This window comes from Erythrobacter sanguineus, from assembly GCF_900143235.1.
In the GTDB taxonomy this organism is placed as follows: Bacteria; Pseudomonadota; Alphaproteobacteria; order Sphingomonadales; family Sphingomonadaceae; genus Erythrobacter; species Erythrobacter sanguineus.
Window position 1 is genome coordinate 138,249 of record NZ_FRDF01000001.1, and the last position, 26,549, is coordinate 164,797.

The window sequence follows — 26,549 nt, forward strand, 5'->3', positions numbered from 1 at the left end:
ATGGACTTCTCCATTCTTGCCGCCGGGGCCTCCGGCGAAGGCGCGGTGCCTGCCTGGGCGATGCTGGCCTATCTTGCCGCCGGCGTGTTCTTCATCCTCGCGCTGCGTGGGCTTTCCAGCCCGGCGACCAGCCAGGCGGGCAACCGCAATGGCATGATCGGCATGGCGGTGGCGGTAATCACGACGCTGGTCACCCACAACATCGCCAACATCGTAGAGATTGCCATCGCGATTTTCATCGGTGCGATCATCGGTGTGACGATTGCCCGGCGGATCGCTATGACCGCGATGCCGGAACTGGTGGCAGGCTTCCACAGCCTTGTCGGTCTGGCTGCCGTGGTGGTGGGCTTTGCTGCGTGGCTGAACCCCGCAGCCTTCGGGATTACCGATGCGGCGGATCAGATCCTTGCGGTCAGCCGCGTCGAACTCGGCCTCGGTATCGCCATCGGGGCGATCACCTTCTCAGGCTCGATCATCGCGTTCCTGAAATTGTCTGGCCGGATGAGCGGTTCGCCGATCATGCTGCCGGGGCGGCACGTCATCAACCTCGGCACGCTGGTGGCTATCCTTGCGCTGATCGGGATTTACACCGTCTCGCCAGAAGGCGGCGCTGGTCAGGGCTATCTCGTTATCGCGGTCGCGCTGCTGGCCTTTATCATCGGTTTCCTGCTGATTATCCCGATTGGCGGGGCGGATATGCCGGTGGTCGTTTCGATGCTGAACTCCTATTCGGGCTGGGCGGCCGCGGCGATGGGCTTCACGCTGGGGAACAGCGCGATGATCATCACCGGGGCGCTGGTTGGCTCCTCCGGGGCGATCCTCAGCTACATCATGTGCCGGGCTATGAACCGCAGCTTCATTTCAGTGATCGCGGGCGGGTTTGGCGCCGATGCAGGCGCCGCCGCCGCTGGCGGCGCGCGCGAACAGCGACCCTACAAGCAGGGCAGCGCGGAAGATGCGGCCTACATGCTCGAACAGGCCGAAAAGGTCATCATCATCCCCGGTTACGGGATGGCGGTGGCGCAGGCCCAGCACGCGCTGCGCGAGATGGGCGACAAGCTGCGCGAAAAGGGTGTGGAGGTGAAATACGCCATCCACCCCGTCGCAGGGCGCATGCCGGGGCACATGAACGTGCTGCTCGCCGAAGCATCCGTGCCTTATGACGAGGTGTTCGAACTGGAGGACATCAACTCCGAATTCGCGCAGGCGGACGTTGCCTTCATCATCGGCGCAAACGACGTGGTCAATCCCGCGGCTAAGACCGACAAGTCATCGCCCATCTACGGGATGCCGGTGTTCGATGTCGACAAGGCCAAGCAGGTGTTCTTCATCAAGCGTTCGATGGGGGGCGTCGGCTATGCCGGGGTCGATAACGACGTGTTCTACATGAACCAGACGGTGATGCTGCTGGCCGATGCCAAGAAGATGGTCGAGGAAATCGTCAAGTCGCTCGATTGATGCAGGTTCGCCGATGCGCAAGCTGATCATTGCGGTGCTGCTGCTCGCCTTGCTGGCGGGCGGCGCGTTGGTCAAGCGCTTGCGCCGGGTGGAAGATGGCGAGGCGGTCGGCGTGCTCACCGCCAGTGCGGCTCTCTGCGCGATCGGGGTCGGATAGCGCGGCCACCCCGTTACGCTCTTGCCTTTGCGCTCCTCGTTGCCGCACAATGGCAAGCGAGGAGAGAACCTGATGCCCAGATTTTTGCCGAGATTTACGCTGGCCGCCGCCGCTTTGGCCCTCAGCGCCATTCCCATGGCTTCCGGCCATGCGCAGTCTGGCGATCCGGCAGGCGAACGCGTCGGCACCGAATTCATGGTGTTTGAAGCAGACACCAACCCGCAGGCGCGCGCGCATTTCCTGCGCGGGCTCGCGCTGCTCCACAATTTCGAATACGCGCGTGCCGCCGCCGCATTCCGCGAAAGCCAGACATCCGATCCCGGGTTCGTCATGGCCTATTGGGGCGAGGCGATGACCCATAATCACCCGCTGTGGGAACAGCAGGATCGTGGTGCGGCGCGCGCCATCCTCGCCCGGCTTGCCCCCACGCCCGCAGCCCGTGCGGCCAAGGCTGGCACACCCGGCGAAAAGGCATGGCTGGATGCGCTGGAGACGCTTTATGGCGAACAAGGCACCAAGGAACAGCGCGACCTCGCCTATCTTGCAAAGATGCGCGCGATGCTGGCTGCATGGCCCGAAGATATTGATGTGCACGCCTTTACCGGCCTTGCGGTGCTCGGCTCCTCGCATGGCGGGCGGCAAGTGCCGATCTACATGGAGGCGGCAGGTATCCTCGAACCGGGCTTCATGACGCACCAGAAGCATCCCGGCATCCTGCACTACCTGATCCATTCCTACGATGATCCGGTGCATGCCCCGCTGGGCGAGCGCATGGCGGAGCGTTATGCCGTGGTCGCGCCCGATGCGGGCCACGCGCAACATATGGTGAGCCACATCTTCCACGCGCTGGCCGATTGGGAAGCGTCGGAAGCGGCCAATGTGAAGGCCGATGCCGTGGTCGATCGTCAGCGCATCGCTGCCGGGCGCGATCCTGCCGATTGCGGCCATTACAACGAATGGCTGGTCTATGCCCGCCTGCAACTCGGCAAGGACGCGAGCGATCTGGTGTCTGCCTGCCGCGCCGAGGCCGGGCAGAGCGCGGGCGGTGAGATCGCCTATGGCCCGGTCAGGAGTTACTCGGTCATGGCCGCATGGCAGGCGGTCGATGCCGGGATCTGGCCGGAACCACTTGGCGAAGATGCGCGCGCATTCCCGCTTCCGCGTGTGACGATGACCCACATCGCCGCGCTGCGGCACAGCAATGATGCAGGGGCTTTGGCGCAGGCCGTTGAAACGATGCGCCGCGATGCCGAAGCCCTGCTCGCACAACTGGCAAGGATGGCACCGGATGATCGCACGACCATGCCCTGGGTGGAGCGCGCAATTGCGCAGGTCGATGCGATCCGGCTGCTGGCATCGGGCGAAAGGGAAAGCGGGCTCGTTGCCTTGCGCGCAGCTGCCGAAGCCGAGGCCGCGTTGCCGACCATATTCGGCCCGCCCGCGATTGCCAAACCGAGCTATGAATTGCTCGGCGAGGAACTGTTGAAGCTGGGCCGCAAGGCCGAGGCCGCCGATGCGTTCCGCAAGTCGCTCGCCTTCGCGCCGGGACGGCTGTTGTCGCTCAGGGGGCTCGAAGCTGCGACGCAAGGTTGAGGGCACTTGTCATCGCCGCCTTCGATGGGCCACATAGGCGCATTGGAGGGAGAGAGTTTCATGATAAAACCCGCTTTGGTTGCTGCGCTGCTGGCATCCGCCGCCCCGGTGCTTGCCGAAACCCACATGATCGCCTCCGGCGAGGGCGCGCAGGAGCGCCTACAGGAAGCGCTGATTCTTGCCGAGCCGGGTGACGAGATCGTGCTTGAAGCAGGGCGTTACATCCTTACCGACGGGCTCAGCCTTGATGTCGATGGGGTGACCTTGCGCGGCGCGGGGCCGGCCCAGAGCATACTTGATTTCACCACCCAGCAGGGCGCAGGCGAGGGGCTGCTGGTTACCTCTGACAACGTGACCTTGCGCGATTTCGCTCTCGAAAACCCCAAGGGTGACGGGATCAAGTCGAAAGGCGCCGACAATATCATCTACCACCGCATCCGCGTGACATGGACCGGCGGCCCGAAGGCGGAGAACGGGGCCTATGGCATCTACCCGGTCGAAAGCACCGGGGTGCTGGTCAGCCATAGCGATGTTTCGGGCGCGTCTGACGCCGGCATTTACGTGGGCCAGTCCTCGAAGATCACCGTGCGCAATTCCGTCGCCACCGATAATGTGGCGGGAATCGAGATCGAGAACAGCCGCGATGCGATCGTCACCCAGAATTATGTCAGCCGCAACACCGGGGGCATTCTGGTGTTCGACCTGCCCGGCCTGCCGGTGATGGGCGGGGGCAATGTGCTGGTCACGAACAACCTTGTTGCGGGCAACAACACGCCGAACTTCGCGCCGCCGGGCAACATCGTCGCCGGGGTGCCGCGTGGAACCGGGATCATGGTGATGGCCAACGAGCGCGTGTGGATCGAGGGCAATGTCGTCTACGACAACCCGACCGCGCCCTTCATGGTGATCGCCTACACCCAGGAATACGAGGATGCGCGTTACAACCCCTACCCGCGCGAGGTGGTGATTGCGGGCAATGTGGTGGATGATGGCGCCAGCGATCCTGACCTGCCAGGCGGCGAAATGCTGCTCGCAGCGTTCGGAGGCATGCTGCCGCCGGTGATCGGTGACGGGCTGAATGATCCGAAGGGGGCAGCGCCGCTGTTCGTCGATGCAGGGCTTGCCGGGTGGTCGCTCAATCTGCAGCGGCAGGGCCAGGCGCTTGCCGAAGCGCAGCCGGGGCCGCTGAATGTGCCCGCGCCCGGTGCGGCTTGGTCGCTTGATGGGATCGGCGCGCCGCCCGAGCTGGAAGCGCGGCTGAAGTGAGGCACAATTGATGAGACACGGCGCGTTCCTCGCCCTTGCTCTGGCGGCGCTCCTCGCCTCGATCGCGGGTGCGCGCGGCCCGGCGCGGGTCGATGATGCGGCGGTGCTGGCGGGCATGGTGAAGAATCTGTCCGACTACGGCTTTTTCGCCGATGGCGCGCGGCAGGTGCCGGGGGCGGGGGTTGCACCCTATGCGTTGAATACCCCGCTATGGTCGGACGGAGCGGAGAAGTTGCGGTTTGTCTATCTGCCCGAAGGCACGCAGCTGATCGCCGATGGAGACGGCCTGCTGCAATTCCCGGTCGGCAGCGCAATCATCAAGACCTTTGGATTTGGGGAAGGCGAGGGCCGCCGGTTGATCGAGACCCGTTTGCTGCTGCACCGCGCGGATGGCTGGGTGGCATTGCCCTATCGCTGGAATGCCGATCAGACCGATGCCACGCTGGCACTGGCGGGCGGCAGGATGGATCTGCTGACCCCGGCGGGTGAGACGATTTCCTATGCCATCCCCAACAAGAACCAGTGCAAGACCTGCCACAGCAAGGATGGCGAGGTGATCCCGATTGGCCCCAAGGCCCGCAACCTGTCCGGTGAATGGCTGGGGCAGATGGCGCAGGCGGGGCTGCTTGACCAGATGCCGGATGGTGCGGACAGCCTGCCTGACTGGAGCACTCATGCTACCGGCTCCGCCGCACCGCTTGCCCGCGCCTATCTTGATGTCAATTGCGCGCATTGCCACCAGCCCGGCGGGGGCGCGTCCAATTCCGGGCTCGATCTGCGCTGGGAACAGGATGATCCCCATGCGCTTGGCATCCTGAAACGCCCGGTCGCGGCGGGGCGTGGAGCTGGCGGACATGATTTCTCGGTGCTGCCCGGTCAGCCCGACACATCGATCCTGCTTTACCGCATGAACTCGGCCGAACCGGGGATCGCGATGCCCGAACTGGGCAAATCAACGGTGGATCGTGAAGGCGTGGCGGTGGTGCGCCGCTGGATTGCGGAGATGCAGCAATAATGAAATGGGTTTTTCGCGGGGTTCTGGCGCTGTTGGCGCTGGTGGTGGTCCTGTTCCTGATCTTCCGCACTCCGGATACTGACGCTGCGGAAATGCGTGCCAAATATGGCGGGCCGCCGTCCCAATTCGTCGAAATTGGCGATGGAGTGACGGTGCATCTGCGCGACGAGGGGCCCAAAGATGCGCCTGCCATTGTGCTGCTGCACGGCTCCAACGCCGATCTGCACACGTGGGAGCCCTGGGTGCAGACGCTCAAGGCGAACTATCGCGTCATCCGCTTCGATCAGGTCGGCCACGGGCTCACCGGCCCTGATTCCGCGCATGATTACAGCCGCGCCAATTATGTCGCCGATATCCGCGAGGTGGCCGATGCGCTGGGGCTGGAGAGCTTTATCCTCGGCGGCAATTCGATGGGCGGGAAGCATGCCCTGGCCTTTGCCGTCGCCCATCCCGAACGTGTCAGCGGCCTGGTGCTGGTCGATGGCAGCGGCGGTCCGATGCTCGATGGCAAAAAGGAGGCTGCCGAACCGAAGAAGAAATCCGGGGGCAGCGGCAATATCGGCTTCACGATTGCCCAGACGCCCGGGATCAACCTCTTGGTCGAACAGATCACGCCGCGCAGCCTGATAGCGCAGAGCCTTGAACAATCGGTTTCGGTCAAATCGGTGGCAAGCGAGCAAGCCGTGACCCGTTACTGGGAACTGCTGCGCTATCCCGGCAACCGCCGCGCCACGCTGAAGCGTTTCTCGCAGCCCTATGACCCGCTGACCAAAGCCGAAATTGCCGCGGTTGCCGTGCCGACGCTGATCCTGTGGGGCGAGGAAGACCGCCTGATCCCGGTCGAGGCCGGACGCTGGCTGGATCAGACAATGCCCGACAGCACGCTGGTGGTCTATCCCGCGATCGGTCATCTGCCGCAGGAAGAGGCGGTGGCGGAGACGCTTGCCGACCTTGTGCCCTGGCTTGCCCGTCTGACCGATGATACGCCCCCCCGGTAAGACGCGCCGTATATGCGGCCTATGGACGCAACGCGCCCTTCCTCGCTACATCCGTTGGCAACTGCACATGAATTAGAAGGATACGCCTTTGCGCAAACTGGGGATCATCGGCGGCATGAGCTGGGTGTCGACGGCGATGTATTACGATCGGATCAACCGCATCGTCCAGAAACGCGCCGCGCCGATGGCCAGTGCGCCGCTGCTGATCGAAAGTCTGGATTTTTGCCAGCTTTACGCCCTTGTCGAGGAGCGTGACTGGCAGCGCGCGGCCAGCGTGCTTGTCGACAGCGCAAGGCGGCTTGAAGGTGCCGGGGCCGAAGGCTTGATCATCGGTGCCAATTCGATGCACCGGCTGTATGATGATGTCGCTGCGAGCGTGAACATCCCGATCCTGCACATCGCCGAATATGTCGGCACCGCGATCAAGCGCGCAGGCCATAAAAGCGCCGCGCTGATCGGCACCCGCAACGTGATGACCGAAAGTTTCTATCGCAAGCGGCTGGTCGCCCACGGCATCGATTTGCTGCCGCCAAGGATGGAGTTCGTCGAGATGCTCGACAAGATCATCTATGACGAGTTGATGGTCGGCAAGGTCACGCGTGAGGCGCAGCGGACCCTGAAGACGATCATTACCAACAAGGCACAGGAAGGGGCCGAGGCGATCGTGCTGGCCTGCACCGAGCTTGATCTGGTGGTCGATGTGGATGCCAACGTCTTGCCGGTGTTCGACAGCACCCGCATCCATTGCGAGGCGGCGGCCAACTGGATACTTGAACAAGAAGCGGTGCATTAGTCACCACTTCGTCTCTTAACCGAAACATTCCGGCGCAGCAATTGTTTGCAAGGGATGCAACCTTGTCCGGGGCCGTCTAAGGGCGCCCGTGGGATTTGTCATAACGTGAGTGAGGCAGGTTCCGGGTCTTCGGGTCGCACCGACAGGCCCATGGGGCCGCCTTACCTCCCCCCCCCAATCACCGGTAAGCGGCCCCATAAAGTTCCGGCGGCGACCGCGTCCGCGCGCAGTTTATGCGCATTTGTCCGATGTTTTGCATCTGTTCCGGTTGAGCCGCGGCGCATGCTGACCTAATCGCGCTTGGGTGACTTTCCGCGCGCCCTATGCTGCCGACCCGCAGGCCCATGGCGGGCGTGAATGGGGCCGTGAGACGAGCGGCGAACAGCGCGGGCCGCGCAGCGCCTTTCAGCGTGATCGCGATCGCATCATCCATTCGATGAGCTTCCGGCGGCTGAAGTCCAAGACCCAGGTCTTCATTTCGCCGCTGGGCGACCACTATCGGACGCGCCTCACCCACAGCCTTGAAGTCGCCCAGATCGGACGGGTGATCGCCCGCGCGCTCGGGCTGGACGAAGACCTGACCGAGGCGCTGTGTCTTGCCCATGATCTTGGGCATCCGCCATTTGGCCATGCGGGCGAGGCGGCGCTTTCGGCGGCGATGGCGCGCCACGGCGGCTTTTGCCACAATGCCCAGGCGCTGCGCACGGTGATGCGGATCGAATGCCCCTATCCCGAACATGACGGGCTGAACCTGACCTGGGACCTGCTCGAAGGGCTGGCCAAGCACAACGGGCCGGTCGTGGCTCCCAATTGGGCGCTGGCCGAGCTTGATGATGCGTTTCCGCTGATGCTCGGCACCTGGCCCTCGCTGGAGGCGCAGGTGGCGGCGGTGGCGGACGACATTGCCTATGACAACCACGATATCGACGATGGCCTGCGTGCAGGCTTCCTTGAGCTTGACGACCTGCTGACGCTTGATTTCGTCGCGGACCAGTGGCGCGCGGTCGAAAAACGCTTTCCCCATGCCCCGCGCGATCGCTTGCTGCGCGAGATGGTGCGCGATCAGATCGGATTGATGGTGAACGACGTGCTCGAACACACGCGAGATCAGGCCGCCGGCCTTCGCGCGGTTGCCGAGGTGCGCGAGGCCGGGCGGCAGATTGCGGGATTTTCGCCCGCGATGGCGGCGCAGGAACGGCGGCTCAAAGCCTTCATGTATGAACGGCTCTATTACCACCCCGAACAGGTGTCCGCTGCCGAGCGTGCCCGCGATGTCGTTGCCCGGCTGTTTGCCGCCTATGCGCAAGATGCGCGGCTGATGCCCGAGGATTGGCAGGCGCGGCTGCCCGGGCAGGATCCCCAGCGCGCCAGAGTGATCGCTGATTTCATCGCCGGGATGAGCGATCATTTCGCCATGCAGGCCTGCGGCGCGATCTATGGCGAACGACCGGCGGGACTGGTCAATGTCTGAGACCCGCGGCCCCGTGCGCATCGCGCTGGTTGGTGCGACCGGACTGATCGGCGGCAAGGTGATCGAACTGGCCAGCGCGGGCGATGAGGCGCGGGTCGTCGGCGTTGCCCGGCGCGAAGCGCCGCTGCCGCCGGGTGCGCGGATGGAGATGTTCGTGGCCGATCCTGCCAAGTGGGGCGAGGTGTTCGAAGCGGTGCGCCCGCGCGCGCTGATCTGTGCGCTTGGGACCACCTGGAAAAAGGCCGGGCGCGATGAAGCCGCGTTTCGCGGTGTCGATCACGATTTGGTGCTGGCAACAGCGCAGGCCGCGCACCGCGCCGGTGTGCCGAACATGGTGCTGGTCAGCGCTGCCGGGGCCGATGCGCGTTCGAAAAGCCTCTACATGCGCGTCAAGGGCGAGGCGGAGGACGCGGTTTTGCGCGTGGGGTTCAAACGGCTCGATATTCTGCATCCCGGCCTGCTGCGCGGGAGCCGGGAGAACGACCTGCGCCTGGCAGAGCGCGCCGCGTTGATCGCTGCGCCGCTGGTTGATCCGCTGCTGTCGGGATCGTGGGAGCGGTTCCGTTCGATCGATGCCGCGCTGGTGGCCGAAGCCGCACTGGGTCTGGCGTTGCGCCGGGCTGGCGGGCGGTTTACCCATGACAACGAGGCGATGCGCCGTGCCGCGCGTGAATGGCGGCGGGTGCGCGAGACGGAGAGCGCGGAATGATCGACTGGGATGCCCTGTTCAGCATGGTCAACCTGCTGGCGCTGATTGCATGGGCCGGCTTGATCCTGCTGCCGCGCTGGCCCGCACTGCTTTCGGGCGTGATGTATCTGGGCGTTGGCCTGCTCTGTCTGATCTATGCCGCCGGTTTGATCGGCTTGGTGAGCGGCCTGATTCCGAATGTCGAAGGCGGCGGGGCGGACTTTACCAGCATCGAAGGCGTGCAGGCGATCTTTGCTACCCGCGCCGGGGCGACGATCGGCTGGACCCATTATCTGGCCTTCGATCTGTTCGTGGGCCTGTGGATCGCGCGTGATGGCGATGCGAAGAATATTTCGCGCTTCATTCAGGCACCGATCCTGCTGACCACCTTCATGGCCGGGCCGCTCGGCCTGCTGTTGTGGTTGCTGCTGCGCGAACCTGCCGCGCGCAGGCAAGGGCGGTTTCGCTAAAAACGCGGCTGGACGAGGCCCGACGCCCTGCTAGTCTCCCCGCCTAAAACACGCCAGCCGGGGAGAGAGACGCGATGGCAAGCACGCCAGTGCTCAATTATATCACCTTCGATGAGTTCCTGCGCCATTGGGCGGCGCAGCGCCCCGATGGCTTGGCGCTGGTGGAAGGCGAGCGGCGCACCACCTATGCCCAGGCCGAGGTGCTGACCCGCCAGTTGATCGCCTTTCTGCAAGCGCATGGCGTTGGTCGGGGTGATCGCTTTGCCTGGTATGGCAAGAATTCGGACCGCTATTTCCTGCTGCTGTTTGCCGCTGCGCGCATGGGCGCGGTGATCGCGCCGGTCGGCTGGCGCCTCGCCCCGCGCGAGGTGGGCTATATCCTCGCCGATACGGAATCGAAGCTGGTGATCGCGGGCGAGGATTTCGTCGCAGCGGCACAGGCGGTCGAAGCCGGGATCGACAATGGCCCGGCGGTGTTCGAGGCGGCTGCGGCCTTTGCCGAGGCCGCAGGGATGGAGCCTGCTGCCAGCTTCGCACAGCCCGATCCTGATGAGGCGGTGCTGCAACTCTACACCTCCGGCACGACCGGCAATCCCAAGGGCGTGTTGCTGTCCAACCGCAACCTGTTCAGCCTGCGCCGCGCCAGCCGCGTGGCGAATATGCCGTGGGACAAACTCGATGCGCAGGACTGCCTGCTCGGCGCGATGCCGATTGCCCATATCGGCGGAACCGGCAGCGGCCCGATTGCGGTGGCGAACGGCATCCCCGTGCATGTCCTGCCCGAATACACGCCCGACGGCACGCTCGCCGCGATCGAGGCAGGCACGACCCTGCTGTTTCTGGTGCCTGCCGCCGTGCAGTTCATGATGCAGCATCCGCGCGCGGCGACGACCGATTTCAGCCGTCTCAAATATCTGATGTATGGCGCTGCGCCGATGCCGCTCGAACTGCTCAAGGAAGCGGTCAAGATGATGCCGGCGACCGGCTTTATCCAGCTTTACGGCATGACCGAAACCACCGGCACCGTGTCGTTGTTGCCGCCCGAGGATCACGATGTCGGCGGCAACCGGCGGATGCGCTCGGCGGGCAAGGCGGTGCCGGGGGTCAGGATCGAGGTGCGCGGACCTGACAACCAGCCGGTGCCGACCGGCGAGATCGGCGAAATCTGCATCCTTTCGCCGTCCAACACCGCCGGTTACTGGAAACTGCCCGAGGCCACCGCCAGCACCATCGATCCCGATGGCTGGCTGCACACCGGCGATGCCGGGATCATGGACGAAGACGGCTATGTCTATATTCAGGACCGGATCAAGGACATGATCATTTCGGGCGGCGAGAACGTCTATCCCGCCGAGGTTGAAAGCGCGATCTATGGCCACCCCGCCATCGCCGAAGTTGCTGTCATCGGCGTGCCCAGCGCCAAATGGGGCGAGGAGGTTAAGGCCTGCGTCGTCGCCAAACCGGGGCATGAGATTGACGCCGCCGACGTCATCGCATGGGCGCGCGAGCGGATCGCGGCGTTCAAGGCGCCCAAAAGCGTCGATGTCATCCCGCTGATGCCGCGCAATGCCAGCGGCAAGATCCTGCGCCGCGAACTGCGCGCGCCCTATTGGGAAGGCCAGGAGCGGCAGATCTCGTGAGGATATTGTCCTGATGGCAAAGCAGCACGCCCCCGCCACCCTGCGCAACCGCGAGCCGATTGCCGAGGCGCTGGCGCGCGAATTGCCGAGCGCGGGACTGGTGCTGGAAATTGCCAGCGGCACGGGGGAGCACGCCGTCCATTTTGCCGAAAGCTTCCCCGCACTGCACTGGCAGCCTAGCGATCCTTCGCCAGAGGCGCTCGCCTCGATCAAGGCCTATCGCGCGGATTACGCGGGAGGCAATCTCGCCGATCCGGTGCTGCTTGATGCTGCGATACCCGCCAGTTGGGCCGTGGCGGCGGCTGATGCCATTTTGTGCATCAACATGGTGCATATCAGCCCATGGGAAGCGACCGAGGGGCTGATCGCTGGCGCTGCCCGATTATTGGCCAGCAGCGGCGGGCCATTGATCCTTTATGGCCCCTATCTTGAGCGGGGCGTGGAAACTGCGCCTTCAAATCTCGACTTCGACGCCAGTCTCAAGTCTCGCGACCCCCGTTGGGGATTGCGGGCCGCCGAGGATCTGGACAGGCTGGCGGCAAGCCACGGCATGAACCGCAGCGCACGCCATGCCATGCCGGCCAACAACATCATGCTGGTCTATCGGGGCTAGAAAGGCGCCTGCACGCCATCAATCAATCGCGCGCTTGCCCGCCCGGCCGACTGATTTGATGTCATCTCCCAGCCCGTCCACCGTGTTGCAGGCAGTGCCGGTCAGGGTGAGTGCGGCGAGCGCGGCCGCGATCAAGGTCTTGCGAATCATCGGTGTGGTCCTCTTGTCGAATCCTTCAACGCACGAGCATTGATATTTATTCCTGACCAGCGCGTGAAGCGGTGGCTCGTTGTCTGGCAAGCTGCCGCTCGCGCCAGGCGATCAGCAAGCCTGCGGCAATGATCAATGGTGCGCCCAGCCATAGACTGGCTGGCGCGGCGCGATCGAACACGTAGATGCCGTAGAAACTTGCCCACAGCAGGGCGGTGTAATCCATCAGCAGGATAACCGCCGCCGAACCGAACCGCAGCGAGGTGGTCAGCAGCATCTGCGCGCAGGCTCCCATCAGCGCCATGGCAAGGATGATGCCCCAGGTGGTTGCATCATGCGAGCCCATCACGAAGGGCAGGGCGAGCGCAGCAACCGGCGTGCTCAATGCAGCGAACCAGAACACGATGCTCCACGGGGTTTCGGTGGTGTTCAAGTCCTGGATCTGGAAGCTGATCAGCGCCACCATGAGGGGGGCGATCAGGCCGACGATCACGCCGGTCAGCGTCACGCCTTCGGCTGTGCCATTGCCCGGCTGCATCACCACCAGCACCCCGGCAAAGCCGATGACGACTGCCGCCCAGCGATAGGGCCCGATTTTCTCGCGGAACAGCAACAGCGCGATCAGCACGGCAAAGATCGGCGCGGTGAAGGAGAGCGTGGTCGCTTCGGCCAGCGGCAACAGCAACACAGCGCCATAGGTGAACAGCATGCCGACAAGACCGGTCGCCGCACGCCGCGCATGGGCCGGAAGTCTGGTGGTGCGCAGCATTGCGAGGCGGCCAGTCAGCGCCAGTCCAACGGCGATCAGCCCGGTGGTGAGCAATTGCCGCCAGAAAATCAGTTCAACCAGATGCGCGCCGCGTTCCCCGGCCAGCTTCACCAGCATTGCCATCGTCGCCAGCGCCAGCGCGGTCAGCAACCGGATGCCGAGCGCGAGCAAGGGGCGGGGGCGGGCGATCGAGCCATCCATCGCGCGGGGGCTTGGCGCAGGCCGGGGGATTGCGCAAGCGGGCAAGGCGCCTACATCAGCGCGCGATGGAACTCCTCGACCGCTTTATGCTCCTCAGTGATGCCGCACAGTTTGCGATTACCGGCGGGCTGTTCTGGGCGTTCGCAGGTTTTGCCGGTGTGATGGAGCGCCGCCGGATGAAGCGGCGCGATGTTTCCCGGCTCGAACAGGTCGGCTGGGTGCCGTGGCTTGGCCTGTTCATGGCTTGCGCAGTCATCGGCGGCGGGATGCTGGCGATGAGCCTGCCGGTGGTGCTGGGGAGCCTTTGAGTTTCGTGCTCCTGCCTCGTCAGAGGCAGGCCTCAAAAACGAACCCGCAGGGTTCGCAAGGCCGGAGTCGAAGCCGAAGGCGCAGACGTGCGAAGCACACCTGCAGGGCCGCCGGCCGGTTAGGCCGATCCCGTCTGCCTCGTCAGAGGCAGGCCTCCAGAACGAACCCGCAGGGTTCGCAAGGCCGACTGGCCGCCGGCCGGTTAGGCCGATCCCGTCTGCCTCGTCAGAGGCAGGCCTCAAGATACGCCTGATCAAACCCGAATTGCCGGGCCTTTTCGAGCGTGTAGGGGCGCAGACCCGATGAGCGGAATTCGCCGAGGATCTTGCCGTCTTCGCTCTCGTCCAGATATTCGAACTTGAACAATTCCTGCGTCACGATCACGTCGCCTTCCATCCCGATCACCTCGGTGATGTTGGTGGTGCGGCGCGAACCATCGCGCAGACGCTTGACCTGCACGATCAGATCGACCGATTCGGCGATCTGGCGGCTGATGGCTTCCTTGGGGATCTTGATGTCGCCCATCAGGATCATGTTTTCCATACGGCCAAGGCATTCGCGCGGGGAGTTGGCGTGGAGCGTACACATCGACCCATCGTGACCGGTGTTCATCGCGGCCAGAAGGTCGAAACATTCCGCGCCGCGAATTTCGCCCAGGATGATGCGGTCAGGACGCATACGCAGGGCGTTCTTCACAAGGTCGCCGATGGTGATCGCGCCTTGCCCTTCAAGGTTCGGCGGGCGGGTTTCGAGCGGCAGCCAGTGCGGCTGTTGCAGGCGAAGTTCCGCCGCGTCTTCGATGGTCAGCACGCGCTCACCCGGGTCGATCATCTTCGACAGGGCGTTGAGCATGGTGGTTTTACCCGAACCCGTACCGCCCGAAATGACGACATTCATCCGGCATGCGCCTGCGATCTTCAGCGCGGTGCACATCTTGTCCGACATCGACCCGAAATCGCGCAGCATGTCGAGCGTGATGGGCTTTTCGGAAAACTTACGAATCGAGATCGCGGTGCCGCGCAGCGACAGCGGCGGGACGATCACGTTCACACGCGAACCGTCCTTCAAGCGGGCGTCGGCCAGCGGCGTGGTCTGGTCGACGCGGCGGCCGACCTGGTTTACGATCCGCTGGGCGATCTGGAACAGGTGCTGTTCGTCGCGGAAGCGGATCGGGGCGAGGGTCAGCTTGCCCTTCTTTTCGATGTAGGTCTGATCCGGGCCGTTGACCATGATATCGGACACGTCGGGATCGTTGAGCAATTCTTCGAGCGGGCCGAAGCCGAGCAACTCGTCGATCAGCACCTTTTCCAGCGCGAATTGTTCGCGCCGGTTCAATGTGACCTTCAGTTCGGCCAGCACTTCCATGATGATCGGGCGGAATTCCTCGGAGAGTTCCTCCTTGGACAGCGTTGCCGCCGCTTCGGGATCGACCCGTTCGAGCAGGCGCGGCAGCACCTGTTCCTTGATCTTGTGGACGCTCGCTTCGAACCCGCCGACTTCGGAATTGCCGTCGTTGACCGAGGCCATGCGCTCGTTCAGACGGTCGATCGCCTCGGCACTTGTGGTCGGACGGCTTGGGGCGGGTGATGGGACCGGTGCGGCTTTGGCCGGCTCGCCCGGGATCGGCGGAAACTGCTCCCCACCGCGCTGACCGCCGGACGAGGCGCTGCCAGCCCCCTTCATCGGCCTTGCGACCCCGAAGGCTGGCCTGCTGCCGGGCTTCATTCCGCCAGCATTGCCCTTTTTGCCGAATGCGCTCATTCCCAGCCCCCGAGGCTTGTCATCATGTTCTGTCCCCCTTCCGCCATTCTTGCGAAGGGTGTCTTCCGAAAAATGGTGAATAGGCAGGAAAGCTTATTTTTTCCCTAAGGCCGCGCGGGCGCTCTCGTGAATGGTGAAGGGTATTGCGCGGGTAGGCCCGGCGCTTCTGGGGCGGTTTGCAATCCGATGGTATTGGATCAACTGCTCCAGAATTCTGATTTACCGCGTTTTCAGGGTTAACGGGTGATTCCATCCGGCTCCAGAACGCTCTAGGCGGATGGGCATGACTGATCAGCGCCGCGCCGGACTGGCCTATGCCGTCACCGGATTTGCCATTCTTTCTGTCGGGGATGCGGTGGTCAAGTCGATGGCTGGCGCCTGGCCCGCCTTTGCCGTCGCGGCCTTGCGTTTCACCATCGGCGCTGCGGGGCTTTCGCTGCTGCTTTTCAGAACCGAGGGCCTGCATGCCTTTGTGCCGGTGCGGCCGTGGCTGCAGGCGGCACGCGGGGTATGTCTGGCAGTGGCTTCGGTCAGCTTCTTTTCGGCGATCTACCTGATGCCGCTGGCCGAGGCCATGGCGATCGGATTTCTTGCGCCGGTGCTGACCCAGATGCTGGCCGGGCTGCTGCTGGGCGAGCGGGTCGAGCGCCGCGTCTGGCTGGCGTCGCTGGTCGCGCTTGCGGGCGTGGCCATCGTGCTGCGGCCCAATCTGGCAGAGCTTGGTCTTGTCGCCCTGCTGCCGCTCAATTCGGCGCTGTTCTTTGCGCTGATGATGGTCGCCAACCGCGCCAGCGCCGGGCTGGGCAGCGCGCTTTCGGCGCAGGTTTTCATCGCCGGTTTCTGCGCGCCGATTCTGATTGCGGGCGCGGCAGCGGCCAAGCTGTCGGGGATCCCGGCGTTCGATTTCGGTTGGCCGACATGGGATGTGGCAGCGCGTTGCACGGTGGTTGCGGTTACCGCCAGCTCCGCGCACTGGCTTGCCTATATCGGCACCACCAAGGCTGGCGCGGCGCAGGTTGCCCCGGCGATCTATGTGCAGATGCTGGTCGCGATCACCCTGGGCTGGTGGTGGTTCGATGACCGGCCCGATCTCTACACCCTTGCCGGGGCCGGGCTGATTATTTCTGCCGGGCTCTATCTTTGGCACGGTAGCGCACGCGGGGCCTTGCCGATCAACCGCTAATGGCTAGAGCGGTCGGCGGGCCGAAAGGAAGGACAGGCAGGCAATGTGCGGCATAATCGGTATCGTGGGTAGCACCAGTGTCGCCGAACGGCTGGTCGACGGCCTCAGGCGCATGGAATATCGCGGTTATGACAGCGCCGGGATCTGCACATTGCATGAAGGCGCGCTGGTGCGGCGCCGGGCCGAAGGCAAGCTTTCCAATCTCGCCCGCGTGCTTGATGCCGATCCGGCGCTCGGCACTGTTGGCATCGCGCACACCCGCTGGGCCACGCATGGCGCCCCGACCGCGGCCAATGCCCATCCGCACGCGACCGGCGAGGTCGCGATCGTCCACAACGGCATCATCGAGAATTTCAGGGAATTGCGCGCCGAACTGGCCGCGCATGGCCGCGTGTTCGAAAGCGAGACCGACAGCGAGGTGGTCGCCCACCTGATCTCCGCCGAAATCGAGCGCGGTGCCGACCCGGTCGAAGCCGTGCGCGAGGTGCTGCCCCGACTGCGCGGAGCCTTCGCGCTGGCCATCGCCTTTCGCCGGCATCCTGATCTGTTGATCGGCGCGCGGCTTGGTTCGCCGCTGGTGCTGGGCTATGGCCCCGAAGGCGAGGAGGCCGAGATGTATCTGGGTTCCGATGCTCTGGCACTCGCCCCCCTGACTCAGCGCATCGCCTATCTCGAAGAAGGCGACTGGGTCGTTGTCGCGCGCGACAGCGCGCAGATCTACGACGTCGAGAACCAGCGAGTTACCCGCGAAATCCGCGCCTCGGGCGCTTCGGCGGCGGCGGTGGAGAAGGGCAGTTACCGCCACTTCATGCAGAAGGAAATCTACGAGCAGCCGACCGTCGTGGCGCAGACCCTCGCCTCCTATCTGCGCCGTTCGGATAATTCGGTGGCACTGCCGCAGATGGAGGTCGACCTGTCGCAGGTGCGCCGCCTGACGATCGTTGCCTGCGGCACCTCCTTCTATGCCGGGATGGTGGCGAAATACTGGTTTGAACAATTCGCCCGCGTGCCGGTGGATATCGATGTCGCTTCGGAATTCCGCTACCGCGAACCGGTGCTGGAAGAAGGTGGCCTTGCTCTGTTCATTTCGCAGAGTGGGGAAACCGCCGATACGCTCGCCGCGCTGCGCCATTGCAAGGCGCACGGGCAGACTATCGCAGTGGTGGTCAACGTGCCGACCAGCACCATGGCGCGCGAGGCCGATCTGTTGCTGCCGACCCATGCCGGGCCGGAAATCGGCGTCGCCTCGACCAAGGCGTTCACCTGCCAGCTGGCGGTGCTGGCCGCGCTGGCCGCGCATATGGCGGTCAAGAAGGGCCGACTCACCCGCGATCAGGAGGCGGACATCGTGCGCCACCTGCTAGAAGCGCCCGCCGCACTGAATGCAGCGCTCGACCATGATGACGACATTGCCGCCATGGCCCACCTTATCGCTCCGGCGCGTGATGTGCTTTATCTCGGGCGCGGGCAGGATTATCCGCTGGCGCTGGAAGGCGCGTTGAAGCTCAAGGAAATCAGCTATATCCATGCCGAAGGCTATGCCGCGGGTGAAATGAAGCACGGGCCGATCGCTCTGATCGACGAATCAGTGCCGGTGGTGGTGATCGCCCCATCGGGGCCGTTGTTCGAAAAGACCGTTTCCAACATGGAGGAAGTGCGCGCGCGCGGCGGGCAGGTGGTGCTGATTTCCGATGCCAAGGGGCTGGAAGAGGCCGGCGAAGGCTGCATTGCCACCATCGAAATGCCGGTGGTTCACCCGCTGATCGTGCCGCTGGTCTATGCTATCCCCGTGCAATTGCTCGCCTATCATGTGGCGGTGGTGAAGGGCACCGATGTCGACCAGCCGCGCAACCTCGCCAAGTCGGTGACTGTCGAGTAAACGCGGGACAAGCGGTTAACTATCGCTTCGGCGTGCAGCCCGCGGGAATTTACCGCAACCTAACCTTTGACGGTTAACGCCGAACGGGTGACCGAACCGTCCACCTCTTCTGCCAGCCTGCTGTCGGCCGATCTGCCTGTTTCTGTCGTGCTTGGTCTGTCGGACAAGGGCGACATGGACTGGGCACGGCTGCGCGGGCTGCAATTGGCAGCGACGGCCAAGCTGTCGCTCTATCGGGCCATCGCGAACGCCATCCTTGCGGTGTTCGTGGCCCAGATCTACCTAGGCAAGGTCGGGCTGATCGGATTTGGCCTGTGGGCCGTGCTGCTGGCTGCGTTGCAATGGCGCAGTACGCGGCTCAATCTCACGCTTGCTGATATCAACCGATGCCGGATTACCCGTACGGAGTTGCGCCAGCAGTCCCTGACTGCGGTGCTGTCCGGTCTGGTCTGGGGCGGCGCTGTTCTGACCTTCCCTTTCTTCGGCAATCTGGCCGACCTGATGGCGATGCTGCTGGTCATCGCGATCCTTTGCGCGGCGTCGGTGTTTTTCTACACCGCCGCGCCGATCGGGATTGTCTTCTTCCTGATCATCCTTGGCGCCTGCACGATGATCCAACTCGCCTTTGCCGGTGCCTGGTTTGCCATGGTTGCAACCCTGCTGTTTGTCATCGTGGCGCTGCTCGGGACGATCGAGATGGGCCGCAACTTCCTGACCGCGCGGCTTGCCGAGGCAACCATCGCCGAAAAGGAACAGGTCGTTTCGCTGCTGCTGCGCGAATTCGAGGAGAACGAGGCCGACTGGCTGTGGGAAATCGATGTCACCCGCCGGCTACGATCAGTCAGCCCGCGCTTCGCCTTTGCGCTGGGACGGCCGCAGGTCGAAGTTGAGGGCATGCCGTTGCTTGAACTGGTTGCCGGCCGGAGCTGGGCGAGTGGCCAGTTTCCGCAGAGCCTGCACGACCTTGCCGAGCAGCTCAAGAACCGCGAAAACTTCTCGAACATGCCAGTGCAGGTCTCGATCCTTGGCGAGGAACGCTGGTGGGAATTGTCGGGCACACCGATGCGCGATGAACATGGGCGTTTCACCGGTTTCCGCGGGGTCGGTTCCGACGTTACCGAACAGCGCAAGTCGTCGGAAAAGATCGCCTACCTTGCGCGCTATGATACGCTGACCCAGTTGCCCAACCGCCTCCAGCTGACCGAAGCGCTGGGCGAGGCGCTGCGCTATGCCGCGCAATGGCGTTCGCGCTGCGCGCTGTTGATGGTCGATCTCGACCGGTTCAAGTCGGTCAATGATTCGCTCGGGCACATGACCGGCGACAAGCTGCTGGCGCAGGTTTCAGCCAGGTTGCAATCGCTGATGGAGGAGAACCAGATGTGCGGGCGTCTGGGTGGTGACGAGTTCGCCATCGTCATTCGCGATCTGCAAAAAGCCGACGAAATGAACCAGCTTGCGAAGCGCGTGATCGACCGTCTGTCGGAGCCCTATCAGGTCGATCAACACACGCTTTATGTCGGGGCCAGTGTGGGTTCGGCCATGGGCCCGCGCGATGGCAAATCGGTTGAGGAACTGATGCGCAACGCGGACCTCGCGCTCTACCGCGCCAAGGATACCGGCGGGGCCGAGCACTGCCAGTTCGAGCCTGTGCTCCACGCCTCGGCCGAGGAACGCCGCCAGCTTGAGGTGGCGCTGCGCAAGGCGTTGGGCCGAGACGAAATGGAGCTGCATTACCAGCCCGTGGTCGATGCCCGCAGTGAAAGTGTGGTCGGTTTCGAGGCGCTGGTGCGCTGGAACAGCGCCGATCACGGCTTCGTGAGCCCCGGCAAGTTCATTCCGCTGGCAGAAGATACCCGCCTGATCGTGCCGATCGGCAAGTGGGTGATGCGCAAGGCCTGCGAGGAAGCGCGCAACTGGCCTGACCACATCAAGGTCAATGTCAACGTCTCGCCCGAGCAGCTGCTTGAGCCAGGTTTCCATCAGGAGGTGGTTGAGGCCTTGGCGGCGAGCGGTCTCAGGCCCGAACGGCTCGAAGTGGAAGTGACCGAAAGCATCTTCCTGCGCGATGCCAGCGTTGCGCGCAACGCGCTCGAACAGGTGATGGCGCTGGGTTGTTCCGTCGCGCTTGACGATTTTGGAACCGGCTATTCCTCGCTAGGATACATCCGCAAGCTGCGGTTCTCGACGATCAAGGTCGATCGCACCTTCGTGCAGGGTGCAGCTCAGGGCAGCGCGGAAAGCCTTGCCATCATCAACGCGGTGGTGGCGATGGCGAACAGCCTGAATATGACCACTACGGCTGAAGGGGTGGAAACCGCCGAGGAAGCCGAACTGATCCGCAATCTGGGATGCGACAAGATCCAGGGCTATTATTTCGGCCGCCCGATGGCGAGCCATGATGCCCGGCAGTTGTTTCCGGGACTGGCGCAGCGCCGCGCCTGACGCGCGTCTTCTCAGGCGCTCGCAAGCGCTGAGAGGATGTTTTCGAAAAGGCGCCGGCCGTCGGCCCCGCCAAGCGATGCCACAGCCGCCGGTTCGATCGCGCGCTCGGGGTGCGGCATCATGCCCAGAATCCGGCCATTGTCGCTCAGGACACCGGCAATATCGCGCGCCGAACCATTGCAGGTCTCGGCATAGCGGAACGCGATCCGGCCTTCGCCCTCGAGCCGGTCAAGCGTTTCGGCATCGGCAAAATAGTTGCCATCGTGATGCGCCACCGGAATGCGCAGGCTCTCACCCGCCGCAAAGCCATTGGTGAACAGCGAACTGGTGTTCTCGACCTTGAGCGTGACGGTGCGGCAGATGAAGCGCTGGTCGGCATTGCGCATCAGTGCGCCGGGCAGCAGCCGTGCCTCGGTCAGAACCTGAAAGCCGTTGCACACGCCCAGCACCGGCACGCCGCGTGCCGCAGCAGCAGCCACCGCGCGCATGATCGGGCTCATCGCGGCCATCGCGCCTGAACGCAGGTAATCGCCATAGGAAAAGCCGCCGGGCAGGGCGATCAAATCGAGCCGTTCGGGCAGATCGGCATCGCCGTGCCATACCCTGACCGCGGGTTGTCCCGACACGGCCTCAAGCGCGGCAGCCATGTCGCGGTCGCAATTCGAGCCGGGGAAGGTGACCACGGCGGCCCTGAAGCCATTCGCCGGGAAGGCCATCAGATGTTGTCCCCGGTCTCGATGGTGAAATTCTCGATCACGGTGTTGGCGAGCAGTTTTTCGCACATTTCGGTCAGCGTCGCAGGATCGGTGCCATCGGCCACGTCGAGTTCGATCATCCGCCCGATCCGCACATCCTCGACCCCGGCAAAGCCGAGGCCTTCAAGCGCATGATGCACCGCACGGCCCTGCGGATCGAGCACGCCGGGCTTCAAACGGACAAGGACGCGAACTTTCATGGGCAATGGTTCCTCGCAGGGCTGGCCGGGACGAAATCTGCCGCCGATATAGCGCGCGCGCGCCAAGGTGCAATCGCAAGCCTGCCGGTTGTTCACGCCGTGACGCGCGGCACCGCGCGCGGCTTCTATTTCGACAGCGATTTCGATGTCACCACCGTCAGTTTCGATTTCCCGCCGCCGGTCACGGTCAACCACACCAACGAAGCCTGGGCGCTGTTCGGTCAGGTCAGCTGCGCATTGACCGAAAGCCCGCGTGTCACCGGCGGTCTTCGCGTGGGTTATATCGCTGGCAAGCCGAGTAGGAAATCGCCGCCATTGCCCGCAATATCACCAATGAAGACAATGTGCTGGGCGTGGCCGATTTCAACAACAACACCGCCTTCGTCAACGAACCGGGCGTGATCGGGGTATCCTTCGGGATCAGTTACTGATCGCGCCGTCCCTGTTGAGGGAATGCGCAATCGGACAACCGGCAGGGGTGATCCTGCCGGTCTTCCCGTGCCTGCAACGGCCTAATCGGCGTTGGCTGCGGGCACCACCATCACCTCCACGGCAGCGCCTTCGGCGAGCCACCTTGCCGCAGCGGCTTGCAGGTCTTCAGGGGTTGCCGCGCGGATCAGATCGGGCGCGGCAAACCAGCGGTCGAGCCGTGCGGGATCGCTCTGCGCGCGTGCGGCAAGGCTGATCCAGCCCCCCAGGTCCTTGAGCGCATTGTCATAGTTTTCGAGCAGCGGGCGGCGCGCCCGTTCGATCAGGTCGGCGCTGGGCGGCGCGGCACGCAGTTCGGAAAGCACATCTTCCACCGCCGCGCGGGCGGCCTCGACCTGTGCGACATCGACCGACACGCCAAGGCTGAAGGTCCCGAAATCGCGATAATGGCGGCTGTTCGATGCGCTGGCAGAGGGCGAATAGGCCTGTCCCAGTTCCTCGCGCAGCTTTTCGGTCAGCGCGATCCGCACCACCCGGGCCAGCAGGGCGAGACGCAAGGTTTCCGCCTGATCGCGGTCGTCGGTGGTTGGCCAGACCCAGCGCAGCAGCGCCTGATCGGCCTCGCCCTGATGGGTGAGCACGCGCTGGCCGCGGGTTGCGGTGAAACGGCGGTTGCGGGCCGCCTCGCGCGGGTTGAATTCGGGTTCGCGAACCGGGAGCGCGCCCAATGTCGCGGCAACCGCGGCAATCGCCTCATCCTCGTCGAAATCACCCGCCAGCGCGAGTTCGGCAGCGCCGCCTGTCAGCCGGTCGCCGATCGCTTCGCGCAAGCCCGCATAATCAAGCGCGAGGAACGCTTCTTTGGGCTGGAGCGTGAAGCGCGGGTCATTGTCCGACAGGATCCCGCCCAGCGCCGTGCCAAGCGCGCGGGCCGGGGTCGCATCAAGCGTGGCGAAGTAATTCTCGATCCCCTTGCGGAAGCGCTCCTCACCTTCCGGACGATAGCCCGGATCGCTCAGCAATGCGGCCAGCACCTGCATCTGCAGCGCAAGGTCGCGGGTGGTGGTGTTGCCAGAGGTGGTGAAGGCATCGGCCGCGCTCGACAGGCTGAAACCGACGCTGCGCCCGGCCAGCACGCTTGAAAGTTCGTCCTGACTATGTCGCCCGAGCCCGCCCAGCGCGAGCGAATCCGTCAACGCCACCCGCAGGGGCGCCTCGGCGGAATTCATCAGATCACCGCCATCGACTGCAAGCGTGAAGGCGATGCGATCCTCGCGGATGGTGGTTGGCTTCAAGGTCAGGCGAACCCCATTGGCAAAGCGGATCAGCCGCAGGCCAAGCCGGGGTTCGCGCATATCCGAGATGATCGCGCCCGGCGCGCCGAAATCGTCATAGGCAAAGGTCTGCGGGCCGTTATCCGCGGGCGGAGCAATGGGCAGCGCCATCGCTTCGGCAAGGGCGGCGCGCAGGGCTGCCTCTCCGCCTACAGGTGCGGTGCGGCCTTCAAACCGGATCAGCGGATCTTCGAGCGGGACAGCATCCGCCTTGACCGCATCCCACGCCGCCCCGGGCGTCAGGGTTGCGGCCACCCGTTCGAACTGCGCCAGTTGCCATTGCGGCGTGGCCGGCACCCGCTCGTCGCTCGCCAGCGCCAGTGCCCCGCCGACGAACACGGCATGGCTGCGGGTCTCGGCCCCTTCAACCGCGTTTTCATAGGCGGTGCGCAGGTTGGCCAGCTGTTCGTCCACCTCGGCGCGGGTGAAGCCATAGGCCAGCGCCGCATTGATCTCGCGCATTGCCGCGAGCATGCCCGGCTTCCACTCGCCATCGGCGGCGCGTACGGTGAGGCTGGTGATGCGCGCATCCTCGAACAGGTCTCCGGTGCCGAAGCTCGCCCCGCGAAAAGGTGCGTCAGCGCCGCGGGCAAGGCGCGCAAGGCGGCGGTTGATGATGCCATAACCGATCCGCTCCACCAGCGCGGCATCGCGGTTGGCAATGGTATCGGGCTGGTCGCGCCACGCCGACAGGCGCGAGATCGTGACTTCCTCTGCCAGCGCCGGGTCGAGATAGATGTCGGTCAATCCCTTGCGGGTGACGTCGATCGGCCCGGCGGCGGGTTGCGGCGGGGCAGGGGCGGGCGCCCAGTCGGCAAAGTGCTGCGCAATGGCGGCTTCGACGACTTCGACCGGGTAATCGCCGACCACCACCAGCACGGCGTTGGCGGGGGTGTAGGTGCGCGCATAGAGGCCTCTGATCTGTTCGGCACCGGCGCTCTCCAGCACGTCGAGCGTCCCGATCGGCAGGCGCTCGCCATAACGCGCGCCGGGAGCGAGGAAGGCGACATTGTCCTCGAAATTGCGCTGCTGGAAGCCTGCCCGGTCGCGCCGTTCGGCAAGGATCACGCCGCGCTCACGCTCCACCGCGCCTTGCGCGATGGTAAGTTCGCTCGCAGTCTCGCGCATCAGCATCAGCGCGGTATCGAGCAGCGCTTCGTCATTGCGCGGGAGGTTGAGCATGTAGGTGATGCTTTCGAACCCGGTCGAGGCATTGGTGTCCGCCCCGAAGGCCAGCCCCTCGCGTTCGAGCAGCTTGATCATCTCGCCCTCGGGAATGCCGGTCGAACCGTTGAAGGCCATATGTTCGAGAAAATGTGCAAGCCCGCGTTCGTCGTCGCGCTCCTCAAGGCTCCCTGAGCCGATCCGCATCCGCACCAGCGCCGTCCCTTCAGGCGTGGCATTGCGGCGGATGATATAGCGCAGCCCGTTGTCGAGCTGGCCAAAGGTGTAGCCTTGGTCGACCGGAACATCGCTGACGTCGAACGCCCAGGCCGGGGCCGCGCGGGATATCTCCGTGCTCGCCTCGACAACCGGGCGATCCTGTGCGGTCAGTGCAAGGGGGCACAACGCCAGCAGAAAGCCTGCCGCAAGAGCGCGCAAACCTGTGATTATCGGAGGAGAGGCAACCGGTCGCAAAGGCATGGAAGCGGGCAGACTAGCGCAAAGTCCCGCCGTGTCAGCCCCTTGATTTCGCGGCCGTGTCGATCGTCGCTTGCCCGCTTGTTGTCCGCATGTCGGCTGGCAGGGTGGGGCGGGGCCCGTCCAGTCAATTTCGAACATTGCCGGACCTGTCCGCAGCGCGCCCCGCGGCTGCCCGATATTGTCCGGAATCACCACCTTGGGCACGGTTATTTCGCGGCAACACCCGCGGGGCTTGTCAGATTATGCGAGGATGAGCGGCGCGGAAAAGGCGCGATTTTCCGCGCCTCGTTACTTCTTCAGGGGCGGGGGGCCGCGCAGGCGGCTGCGGGCGTGCGACAGGTCGAACACCTCACCCGGGCCATTATCCTCACCGTTGAGGAGGCCCAGCCGGCGCGCGACTTCGCGATAGGCCTCTTCCTCGCCGCCGAGATCGCGGCGGAAGCGATCCTTGTCGAGCTTTTCGCCGGTGGCCATGTCCCACAGGCGGCAGCCATCGGGGCTGATTTCGTCGGCCAGGATCACGCGGCTGTAATCGCCATCGTAAAGCCGCCCGAATTCGAGTTTGAAATCGACCAGCCGGATATCGATCGCGGCGAACATCCCGCACAGGAAATCGTTGATCCGGATCGCCATCGAGGAAATGTCGTGCATTTCCTCGTGGCTGCACCAGTTGAAGCAGGCGATGTGTTCCTCGGCCACCAGCGGATCGCCCAGTGCATCGTCCTTGTAATAATATTCGATCAGGGTGTGGGGCAGCGGCTCGCCTTCCTCGATCCCGAGGCGTTTCGACAGAGATCCGGCCGCAACATTGCGCAGCACCACTTCGATCGGGATGATTTCGACCTGCCGGACCAGCTGCTCGCGCATGTTGAGGCGACGGATGAAATGGGTGGGGATGCCGATATGCGCGAGCCGTGTGAACACGTGTTCGCTGATGCGGTTGTTGATCACGCCCTTGCCGGCGATCGTGCCTTTCTTCTCGGCGTTGAAGGCGGTCGCATCATCTTTGAAATACTGGATGATCGTGCCGGGTTCGGGCCCTTCGTAAAGGATCTTGGCCTTGCCTTCGTAGATCTTGGTGCGGCGGGACATGATAACGCAACTCCCAGCTCGGCCCGTGCAAACAGCGAATGGTGCCCGGGGGCGGATTTGAACCACCGACACGCGGATTTTCAATCCGCTGCTCTACCCCTGAGCTACCCGGGCATTCGCTGCAGCGGCGGGTCAGCATCAAACGCTGCCCCGGCGAGCAAATGAGTGCGCGCCTATGGCGAAGCGGGGGGCGCTTGGCAAGAGGCTTTTGCGCAGGCTGGCACGGATAAGGCCCGGGC

The 26,549-nt window shown here is 64.2% G+C and carries 24 protein-coding genes and 1 tRNA gene; 17 read left to right on the plus strand and 8 right to left on the minus strand.

Going from position 1 to position 26,549, the window contains the following annotated elements:
- The 12 genes from BUA05_RS00640 (at position 1) to BUA05_RS00690 (ending at position 12,162) form a co-directional block, all read left to right on the plus strand.
- Positions 1-1,458, plus strand: a complete 1,458-nt coding sequence (locus tag BUA05_RS00640; protein ID WP_072672734.1) for an NAD(P)(+) transhydrogenase (Re/Si-specific) subunit beta — start codon at positions 1-3, stop codon at positions 1,456-1,458.
- Positions 1,459-1,471: 13 nt separating this feature from the next.
- Positions 1,472-1,615: a hypothetical protein gene (locus BUA05_RS14645; protein WP_158093672.1), complete on the plus strand. Its 144-nt coding sequence runs from the start codon at positions 1,472-1,474 to the stop codon at positions 1,613-1,615.
- A gap of 72 nt (positions 1,616-1,687) precedes the next feature.
- Positions 1,688-3,208: a hypothetical protein gene (locus BUA05_RS00645; protein WP_143150222.1), complete on the plus strand. Its 1,521-nt coding sequence runs from the start codon at positions 1,688-1,690 to the stop codon at positions 3,206-3,208.
- A 60-nt stretch (positions 3,209-3,268) separates the two neighbouring features.
- Complete coding sequence (locus BUA05_RS00650; protein ID WP_072672736.1) at positions 3,269-4,474, plus strand: parallel beta-helix domain-containing protein; 1,206 nt, start codon at positions 3,269-3,271, stop codon at positions 4,472-4,474.
- A 10-nt stretch (positions 4,475-4,484) separates the two neighbouring features.
- Complete coding sequence (locus tag BUA05_RS00655) at positions 4,485-5,489, plus strand: SO2930 family diheme c-type cytochrome (protein WP_072672737.1); 1,005 nt, start codon at positions 4,485-4,487, stop codon at positions 5,487-5,489.
- Positions 5,489-6,487: an alpha/beta fold hydrolase gene (locus tag BUA05_RS00660; RefSeq protein ID WP_072672738.1), complete on the plus strand. Its 999-nt coding sequence runs from the start codon at positions 5,489-5,491 to the stop codon at positions 6,485-6,487. The genes BUA05_RS00655 and BUA05_RS00660 overlap by 1 nt, the downstream gene beginning before the upstream one ends.
- Positions 6,488-6,575: 88 nt before the next feature.
- A complete protein-coding gene (locus tag BUA05_RS00665) occupies positions 6,576-7,280 on the plus strand; it encodes an aspartate/glutamate racemase family protein (RefSeq protein ID WP_072672739.1) in 705 nt (234 codons plus the stop codon).
- A gap of 304 nt (positions 7,281-7,584) precedes the next feature.
- Complete coding sequence (locus BUA05_RS00670) at positions 7,585-8,751, plus strand: deoxyguanosinetriphosphate triphosphohydrolase (protein ID WP_072672740.1); 1,167 nt, start codon at positions 7,585-7,587, stop codon at positions 8,749-8,751.
- A complete protein-coding gene (locus BUA05_RS00675) occupies positions 8,744-9,460 on the plus strand; it encodes an NAD(P)H-binding protein (RefSeq protein WP_072672859.1) in 717 nt (238 codons plus the stop codon). Before BUA05_RS00670 ends, BUA05_RS00675 begins: the two co-directional genes overlap by 8 nt.
- The gene (locus BUA05_RS00680) at positions 9,457-9,909 is read left to right on the plus strand and encodes an ABA4-like family protein (RefSeq protein ID WP_072672741.1); all 453 of its coding nucleotides are present in this window, start codon (positions 9,457-9,459) and stop codon (positions 9,907-9,909) included. The genes BUA05_RS00675 and BUA05_RS00680 overlap by 4 nt, the downstream gene beginning before the upstream one ends.
- Positions 9,910-9,983: 74 nt before the next feature.
- On the plus strand, positions 9,984-11,549 hold the full coding sequence (locus BUA05_RS00685) for a long-chain-fatty-acid--CoA ligase (protein ID WP_072672742.1): 1,566 nt from the start codon (positions 9,984-9,986) through the stop codon (positions 11,547-11,549).
- A 13-nt stretch (positions 11,550-11,562) separates the two neighbouring features.
- Positions 11,563-12,162, plus strand: a complete 600-nt coding sequence (locus tag BUA05_RS00690) for a DUF938 domain-containing protein (RefSeq protein WP_072672743.1) — start codon at positions 11,563-11,565, stop codon at positions 12,160-12,162.
- An 18-nt stretch (positions 12,163-12,180) separates the two neighbouring features.
- Here the strand turns inward: BUA05_RS00690 and BUA05_RS00695 are convergent, their stop codons facing one another.
- The gene (locus BUA05_RS00695; RefSeq protein ID WP_072672744.1) at positions 12,181-12,312 is read right to left on the minus strand and encodes an Entericidin EcnA/B family protein; all 132 of its coding nucleotides are present in this window, start codon (positions 12,310-12,312) and stop codon (positions 12,181-12,183) included.
- Between the two features lie 46 nt (positions 12,313-12,358).
- Positions 12,359-13,282: a DMT family transporter gene (locus tag BUA05_RS00700; protein WP_072672745.1), complete on the minus strand. Its 924-nt coding sequence runs from the start codon at positions 13,280-13,282 to the stop codon at positions 12,359-12,361.
- 65 nt (positions 13,283-13,347) lie between these two features.
- On the opposite strand from BUA05_RS00700, the gene BUA05_RS00705 reads away from it, so the two are divergent.
- Positions 13,348-13,590 carry a hypothetical protein gene (locus tag BUA05_RS00705; protein ID WP_072672746.1) on the plus strand — a complete coding sequence of 81 codons (243 nt, stop codon included), beginning with the start codon at positions 13,348-13,350 and terminating at the stop codon, positions 13,588-13,590.
- A 226-nt stretch (positions 13,591-13,816) separates the two neighbouring features.
- Here BUA05_RS00705 and BUA05_RS00710 read toward each other — a convergent pair whose 3' ends face one another.
- Positions 13,817-15,352, minus strand: a complete 1,536-nt coding sequence (locus BUA05_RS00710; RefSeq protein ID WP_086616474.1) for a TadA family conjugal transfer-associated ATPase — start codon at positions 15,350-15,352, stop codon at positions 13,817-13,819.
- Positions 15,353-15,635: 283 nt separating this feature from the next.
- Here BUA05_RS00710 and BUA05_RS00715 point away from each other — a divergent pair, with 283 nt between their 5' ends.
- From BUA05_RS00715 to BUA05_RS00725, 3 genes are all read left to right on the plus strand, one after another.
- Complete coding sequence (locus BUA05_RS00715) at positions 15,636-16,535, plus strand: DMT family transporter (protein ID WP_072672861.1); 900 nt, start codon at positions 15,636-15,638, stop codon at positions 16,533-16,535.
- A gap of 43 nt (positions 16,536-16,578) precedes the next feature.
- On the plus strand, positions 16,579-18,414 hold the full coding sequence (glmS, locus tag BUA05_RS00720) for a glutamine--fructose-6-phosphate transaminase (isomerizing) (RefSeq protein ID WP_072672747.1): 1,836 nt from the start codon (positions 16,579-16,581) through the stop codon (positions 18,412-18,414).
- Between the two features lie 174 nt (positions 18,415-18,588).
- Positions 18,589-20,856 (plus strand): putative bifunctional diguanylate cyclase/phosphodiesterase, encoded by a 2,268-nt coding sequence (locus BUA05_RS00725; protein WP_084662401.1) that lies wholly within the window; start codon positions 18,589-18,591, stop codon positions 20,854-20,856.
- Between the two features lie 11 nt (positions 20,857-20,867).
- On the opposite strand, the gene purQ is transcribed toward BUA05_RS00725, so the two are convergent.
- Together purQ and purS are read right to left on the minus strand one after the other, a co-directional pair.
- Complete coding sequence (gene purQ / locus BUA05_RS00730) at positions 20,868-21,572, minus strand: phosphoribosylformylglycinamidine synthase subunit PurQ (RefSeq protein ID WP_072672749.1); 705 nt, start codon at positions 21,570-21,572, stop codon at positions 20,868-20,870.
- Positions 21,572-21,811 carry a phosphoribosylformylglycinamidine synthase subunit PurS gene (gene purS / locus BUA05_RS00735; protein ID WP_072672750.1) on the minus strand — a complete coding sequence of 80 codons (240 nt, stop codon included), beginning with the start codon at positions 21,809-21,811 and terminating at the stop codon, positions 21,572-21,574. The genes purQ and purS overlap by 1 nt, the downstream gene beginning before the upstream one ends.
- 99 nt (positions 21,812-21,910) lie before the next feature.
- Between purS and BUA05_RS00740 the strand changes: the two genes are divergently transcribed.
- Positions 21,911-22,213, plus strand: a complete 303-nt coding sequence (locus tag BUA05_RS00740; RefSeq protein ID WP_072672751.1) for a hypothetical protein — start codon at positions 21,911-21,913, stop codon at positions 22,211-22,213.
- A 110-nt stretch (positions 22,214-22,323) separates the two neighbouring features.
- Here the strand turns inward: BUA05_RS00740 and BUA05_RS00745 are convergent, their stop codons facing one another.
- The 3 genes from BUA05_RS00745 to BUA05_RS00755 form a co-directional block, all read right to left on the minus strand.
- Positions 22,324-25,176: a M16 family metallopeptidase gene (locus BUA05_RS00745; RefSeq protein ID WP_072672752.1), complete on the minus strand. Its 2,853-nt coding sequence runs from the start codon at positions 25,174-25,176 to the stop codon at positions 22,324-22,326.
- A gap of 330 nt (positions 25,177-25,506) precedes the next feature.
- Positions 25,507-26,310 (minus strand): phosphoribosylaminoimidazolesuccinocarboxamide synthase, encoded by an 804-nt coding sequence (gene purC / locus BUA05_RS00750; protein ID WP_072672753.1) that lies wholly within the window; start codon positions 26,308-26,310, stop codon positions 25,507-25,509.
- 39 nt (positions 26,311-26,349) lie between these two features.
- Positions 26,350-26,424, minus strand: a tRNA-Phe gene (locus BUA05_RS00755).
- Positions 26,425-26,549 lie beyond the last annotated feature (125 nt).